This window comes from Streptomyces sp. CO7 (assembly GCF_053474865.1).
The window spans coordinates 1-399 of sequence record NZ_JBRIOU010000145.1; the positions used below are offsets into that span (position 1 = coordinate 1).

At 77.4% G+C, this 399-nt stretch carries 1 pseudogene; it reads left to right on the forward strand.

Annotation, left to right across the window (positions count from 1 at the left end):
- Positions 1–137: 137 nt before the first annotated feature.
- Positions 138–399: pseudogene (locus ACOV8S_RS31500) on the forward strand (hypothetical protein); the annotation flags it as partial.

The window sequence follows — 399 nt, forward strand, 5'->3', positions numbered from 1 at the left end:
CCCCACCCTCGCGCGCCGGGGGCGCGACCCCACCGGACGATCCCGCCCCGCAGCACGGCCCCGCCGGGGACGGCACGGCGGAAGGCCTGGCCGCCGCCCATCCCGGTGACGAACCCTCGGACCCGACCCGGAACCCGATGAACAGCAAGGACGGCAAGAGCGGCAAGAGCGGCAAGGACGGCAAGGACATGAAGGGCTCGCGGAAGGGCGTCGCCAAGGCCGCCCCCGCCAAGACCCAGGGCAGGACGCCCGACAAGGCCGCCGGCAAGACGCCGGGCAGGTCCTCGAAGAAGCCCCCGGCGGTTAAGGGCCCCGCGCGGGACACGGCCCAGGCCCCGGACCCGGCGGCGGACACCGCGGCCGCGGGAACCGCCCCGGCGCCGGAGAGGACGCCCCGCT